The following is a 6384-nucleotide window of genomic DNA, read 5'->3' as shown; positions in this document are numbered from 1 at the left end:
GGTGGAGGCGCAGCAGCAAGTGTTCGCGCAACTGCCGCAGGCCCGCCTGTACAACCTTTACGGGCCCACCGAAGCGGCCATCGACGTCACCCACTGGACCTGCCGTGACGAGGGCAAGACCGGCGTGCCGATTGGTAAACCGATCGCCAACCTGGCCTGCTGGATCCTTGATGCCGGCCTGCAGCCGCAACCCGCGGGCGTCATCGGTGAGCTGTACCTGGGCGGCGTGGGCCTTGCCCGCGGTTATCACCAACGCCCGGCACTGACCGCCGAGCGTTTCGTTGCCTGCCCGTTCCAGCCTGGCGCGCGCATGTACCGCACCGGCGACCTGGCGCGCTACCGCGCCGACGGCGTGATCGAGTACTGCGGGCGCATCGACCACCAGGTAAAAATCCGCGGCCTGCGCATCGAACTCGGCGAGATCGAAGCGCGCCTGATGGAACAACCCGCCATCCACGAGGCCGCCGTGCTGGCCGTGGACAACCAGCTGGTCGCCTACCTGGTGGCCAAGGCCGGCACACCGCAGCCGGAGCGCGAGCAACTGAGCCAGGCACTGCTGGCCCACCTGCCCGACTACATGGTGCCCAACCAGTGGTTGTTCCTGCAGCGCATGCCGCTGAGCCCCAATGGCAAACTCGACCGCAAGGCCCTGCCCGCCCCGGGGCTGGCGCAGGCCCAGGCCAGCTACAGCGCCGCCGAAGATGAACTGCAGGCACGCCTGGTGCAGGTCTGGCAGCGGGTGCTCAAGCGTGAGCACGTGGGCATTGATGACAACTTCTTCGAGCTGGGCGGCGACTCGATCGTGTCCATCCAGCTGGTGAGCCAGGCTCGACGCGACGGCCTGCACTTCACCCCCAAAGACCTGTTCAGCCACCAGACCGTGCGCACGCTGGCCCACGTCACCCTGACCCAGGCCGAACCGGCCGAGGCCGCATACCTGCCGGCCAGCGGTCGCAGCCTGCTACTGCCGATGCAACAGCAGTTCTTCGCCCAGGCCGTGCCACAGGCGCAGCGCTGGAACCAGTCGGTGATGCTCAAGGCCAACCAGGCGCTGGCCCCGGCCCATGTGCGCCAGGCACTCGCTGCACTGCTGGCCACCCACGATGCCTTGCGCCTGCGCTTCAGCCAGGTGCAAGGCGAGTGGCAGGCACACTTTGCCCCGCACGTGCCCGACGACGACGTGCTCTGGCTGTTCGAGCCAAGCCAGGGCGACAGCTGGCAGGGCCTGTGCGACCGTGCTCAGGGCAGCCTCGACCTGGCCCAAGGCCCGTTGCTGCGCGCAGTGCAGGGGGTGGTCGACGGTGAGCAGCGCCTGCTGCTGGTGATCCACCACCTGGCCGTTGACGGTGTGTCCTGGCGCATCCTGCTTGAAGACCTCCAAAGTGCCTATTCCCAGGCGGCTGCCGGCCAGGCCTGCGCGCTGCCACCGCGTACCCTGTCGGTGCAGGACTGGGCCCTGCGCCTGCAAGCGCACGCACAGAGCCCGGCCGGGGAGCAGGAAGCCGCCTTCTGGCAACGTCAGTGCGCCGATATCGACAGCACGCTGCCGGTGATCGATGCCGACGCTGCGCTGCGCCTGCGCGACAGCCGCAGCGTCACCACCCATCTGGATGCCGCGACCACCACGCGCCTGCTCAAGGATTGCCCGGCCGCCTACCGCACGCAGATCAACGACCTGCTGCTGGCCGCCCTCGCCCGCGTGCTGCAACGCTGGACCGGCGCCGATGACCATCTGGTGGAACTCGAAGGCCATGGCCGCGAAGCCTTCGCCGACTTCGAGGCCGACCTGACCCGCAGCGTCGGCTGGCTGACCAGCCTCTACCCGGCCCGCATCAGCGCCGGCAGCTCGCTGGCCGAAGCGATCATGCTGACCAAGGAACACTTGCGCGCCCTGCCGGGCAAAGGTGCTTTCTTCGGTGCCCTGCGCAGCTTCGCCAGCCCGGCAATACGTGAGGCCCTGGCCGCGCTGCCCGCTGCGCGTATCACCTTCAACTACCTGGGCCAGTTCGACAGTGGCAACGACGATGCCGCCACGCTGATGCGGCCGATCCCGGCAGACAAAGGCCGCGAACACAGCGCCGATGCACCGCTGCAGAACTGGCTGGCGCTCAATGGCCAGGTGTTCGACGGCGAGCTGCGCTTGAACTGGAGCTTCAGCCAGCGCATGTTCGAGCCGGCTCAACTGCAGCGCCTGGCCGATGACTACGCCGCCGAGTTGCGCGAGGCCGTGGCCCTGTGCGGCCAGGGCGTGCGCCGGGGCCTGACCCCTTCGGACGTGCCGCTGGCCCGCCTGAGCCAGGCCCAGCTGGCCCTGTTGCCCTTCGCCTGCGACCAGGTCGAGGACATCTACCCGCTGTCCACCGTGCAGCAGGGCATGCTGTTCCACACCCAGGATGCCGGTGCCGGGGACTTCTACATCAACCAGACCAGCGTCGAGGTCCAAGGCCTGGAGGCGCCGCGTTTCATCGCCGCCTGGGGCCGGTTGGTGGAGCGCCACGAGATGCTGCGCAGTGCCTTCTGGCAGGCGCCGCAGCTGAGCGAGCCACTGCAGGTGGTGCTGCGCCAGGGCCAGCTCGACGCCCGGGAGCTGGACTGGCGTGGCCAGGCCGTCGAGCCGGCGCGCCTGGCCGCCGCCGCCGAAGCCGAGCGCCGCCGCCCGTTCGACCTGCTCGCCCCGCCCCTGCTGCGCCTGTTGCTGGTGCGCCTGGATGACGAGCGCCACCAACTGATCCTGACCAGCCACCACATCCTCATGGATGGCTGGAGCCAGTCACGCCTGCTCGGTGAACTGTTCCAGTGCTACGCCGGCCAGCCGTTGCCGGCTCAGCAAGGCCGCTACAGCGACTACATCCGCTGGCTGCAGGCACCTGCGCAACAGGCCAGCGAAACCTTCTGGCGGCCACGCCTGGCCGAGCTGCAGGCCCCCACCCAGCTGGCAGGTGCGGCCGGCAGGCGCAGCGCCCAGGAAGGCCACGGCGCGCTCTACCTGCACTGGGACGAGCAGCGCACCACCTGGCTGCGCGAGCAGGCCCAGCGCCTGCGCGTTACCCCCAACACCCTGGTGCAGGCTGCCTGGGTGCTGCTGTTGCAACGTTACACCGGCCAACAGACCGTGTGCTTCGGCGCCACCGTGTCCGGTCGCCCGGCCAGCCTCCCGGGTGCCGACAGCCTGCTGGGGCTGTTCATCAACACCTTGCCGATCATCCAGGCCCCGCACCCGGCACAAGCGGTGCAGGACTGGCTGCAACAGTTGCAGACCTGCAACCTGGAAGTACGCGACCACGAGCACACGCCGCTGGTGGACATCCAGCGCTGGACCCAGAGCAACGGCCAGGCGCTGTTCGACAGCATCATCGTGTTCGAGAACTACCCCATCGATGAACGCCTGCAATCGGCCGGCACAGCCGGCCTGCGTTTTGGCGAAGCGCAGCTGCGCGACGTCACCAACTACCCGATGGACTTGGCGGTGCACCTCAATACCCGCCTGCGTATCGAGTTCCTCTACCGCCTGGACCATTTCCAGGCGCAGCAGGTGCAGGCCATCCGCCGCCACTTCGAAGCCTTGCTCGAACGCCTGCTGAGCCACCCCGAGGCGGCAGTCGGCACGCTCGGCCTGCTCGACACCGTCGTGCAGCCACACGCACAGCCCTGCGATACAGCACAGCATGACCTGGCCAGCCTGATCGGCCGTCATGCAAAGAAGCGTGCAGACCAGGTGGCAGTGCGCTGCGACGGGGTGCAACTGACCTACGGGCAATTGGAAGAGCAGGCCAACCGCCTGGCCTGGACCCTGCTCGAACGCGGTATCGGGCGCGAGGACCGGGTGGGCATCGCCTTGGACCGCTCGGTGCGCACCATCGTTGCCTTCTACGCGGTGATGAAGGCTGGCGCGGCCTATGTGCCGCTGGACATCGATTACCCCGCCGAACGCCTGCAGTGGATCATCGGCGACGCCGACGTGGCCCTGTTGCTGACCGACAGCGTTATCGGCGAGCGCCTGGGCGTCGCCCCGGAGCGCCGCCTGGACCTGGACCGGTGCAAGCTGTCCGCGCAGCGACACGCGCCGCAACAGCAGGCGCATGACGATCAGCTCAGCTACATGATCTACACCTCCGGCTCCACCGGTAACCCCAAGGGCGTGGCCGTGGCCCGAGGCCCGCTGCGCATGCACTGCCAGGCGATCATCGAACGCTACGAGATGGGCCCGTCGACCCGCGAACTGCTGTTCATGTCGTTCGCCTTCGACGGTGCCCAGGAGCGCTGGCTGTCGACCCTGATCAGCGGGGGCTTGCTGGTGGTGCGTGGCAACACCCTGTGGACCCCGCAGCAGACCTGGGACGTGCTGCATGCCGAGGCCATCAGCATCGCCTGCTTCCCGCCGGCCTACCTGCAGCAACTGGCCGAATATGGCCAGGCCCAACCGGCCCCGCCCCCTGTGCGCATCTACTGCTTCGGCGGCGATGCAGTGGCCGATGCCAACTTCGAGCAAGTCAAGCAGGTGCTCAAACCGCAGTACCTCACCAACGGCTACGGCCCTACCGAAACCGTGGTCACCCCACTGCTGTGGAAGGTGCCGGTGACGGCGCGCTGCGAAGCGGTGTATGCACCCATTGGCGTGGCCGTAGGCAACCGCACGCTGCATGTCCTGGATGATTGCCTCAACCCGCTGCCGGCAGGCCTGGCCGGCGAGCTGTACATCGGTGGCGAGGGCCTTGCCCGTGGCTATCACCGCCGCCCGGGGCTGAGTGCCGAGCGCTTCGTCGCCGACCCGTTCAGCGCCACGGGCGGGCGCCTGTACCGCACCGGTGACCTGGTACGCCAGCGCCCGGACGGGGTGTTCGACTACCTCGGGCGTTTGGACAATCAGGTGAAGGTCCGCGGTTTTCGCATCGAACTGGGTGAGATCGAGGCGCGCCTGCGGGATATCGCCAACGTGCTCGATGCCGTGGTGGTGGCGCGCGGGGGTGCCAACGGTAAGCAGCTGGTCGGTTACGTGGTACGTGGCGACGGCGAGCGGGCTGTCACCCCGATGCTCGAGTACCTGCGCCAGGTACTGCCGGACTACATGGTACCGGCGCAACTGATGGTGCTCGATGCCTTGCCGCTGACCCCCAATGGCAAGGTCGATCGCCGCGCACTGCCCGAACCTCTCATGTGCGAACGCCAGTACCAGGCACCGGCAGATGACCGCCAGCGTGCGCTGGCGGCGATATGGGCCGATGTGTTGGGCCTGGAGCAGGTTGGGGTGAGTGATCATTTCTTCGAACTGGGGGGCGATTCACTGAGTGTGCTCAAGGTGCTCTCGCGCTTGCGCAACCAACCGCAACTGGGCCTGAACCTGAAGCTGCGCGACCTGATCGCCCGCCCGACCATCGCCGAACTGTGCCCGGCCGAGGCGCGCGAGCAAACGGCACTCGACCCACTGCTGCTGCTCAACCGCAAGGTCGAACGCCAGGCACCGCTGTTCTGCCTGCATGCAGGCTTCGGCACGGTGTTCGACTACCGCGCACTGGCTCAGCGGCTGGACGGCGTTTGCAGTGTCTATGGCCTGCAGAACCGCATGCTGCTCGACCGCCAGTGGCAGGACGAGTCGCTCGAAGCCATGGCCATCGACTACGCCCAGTACATCCGCCAGAAGCAGCCGCAAGGCCCCTACCGCCTGCTGGGCTGGTCGCTGGGTGGCACCCTGGCGCTGCTGGTGGCCCGCGAGCTGGAGAGCCAGGGCCAGCAGATCGACCTGCTTGGTCTGGTTGACCCATATGTACCGGGTGAGCCAGGTGCGGCCCTGGACGAAGACTGCGGCGGCGACCTGCGCGCTTTCCTCGCCGTGGTCAGTGGCCGCCCGGCCGACAGCCTGCCGCTGTTCCCGGTAGCGGCCAATGCCGATGCCACGCAGCTGCAGGCACTGATCGAGCGGAGCCTGGGCGCAGAGGCCATGGACGGCCTGCAAAGCAGCGAGGATCTGGCGCGCACGTTTACCGTCGCCATGACCCTCAAGGCCCTGTCGCTGCAAGTGCACGCCCTGCCTGCGGTACGCGCCAGCCTGGACTGCTGGTGGGCACAGAGCAGCGAAGCGGGCGTCTGCCAGGCCTTCGAAGCGCACCACGCGATCCACTCCAGCCAGCGCCTGGCCGCAGATCACTACGCCATCGTCAGCCATGGTGCACTGCTCGAAACCGTGCTTCACCGCCTGCAGCCGGTGCCCGCACCAACCCTGTGAGCCTGCGCCCGGCCGCCCTGCGCGGCCGGGCCCTTATCCAACAATGTGAAGGAAACCCGAATGTCCCTGGATTGCGATCTGGAAGCGTTCCTGGAACTGGCCGAACTCGGCCGCCTGACGGGCAAGAGCCAGCCCATGCATCAGTTGGGCATCGCCCAGGCGCG

The 6384-nt window shown here is 67.9% G+C and carries 1 protein-coding gene and 1 pseudogene; both read left to right on the top strand.

The annotated features are described in order from the left end of the window. Positions 1–6220 (top strand): non-ribosomal peptide synthetase (locus tag BLX42_RS15110; RefSeq protein WP_161872087.1); only part of this gene is annotated, 6220 nt, incomplete at its 5' end. 60 nt (positions 6221–6280) lie between these two features. After that, positions 6281–6384: pseudogene (locus BLX42_RS26930) on the top strand (alpha/beta hydrolase); the annotation flags it as partial.

It is taken from the genome of Pseudomonas sp. SG-MS2 (assembly GCF_009933855.1).
GTDB lineage: Bacteria > Pseudomonadota > Gammaproteobacteria > Pseudomonadales > Pseudomonadaceae > Aquipseudomonas > Aquipseudomonas putida_E.
This window is presented reverse-complemented; position numbering and strand designations above follow the sequence as displayed.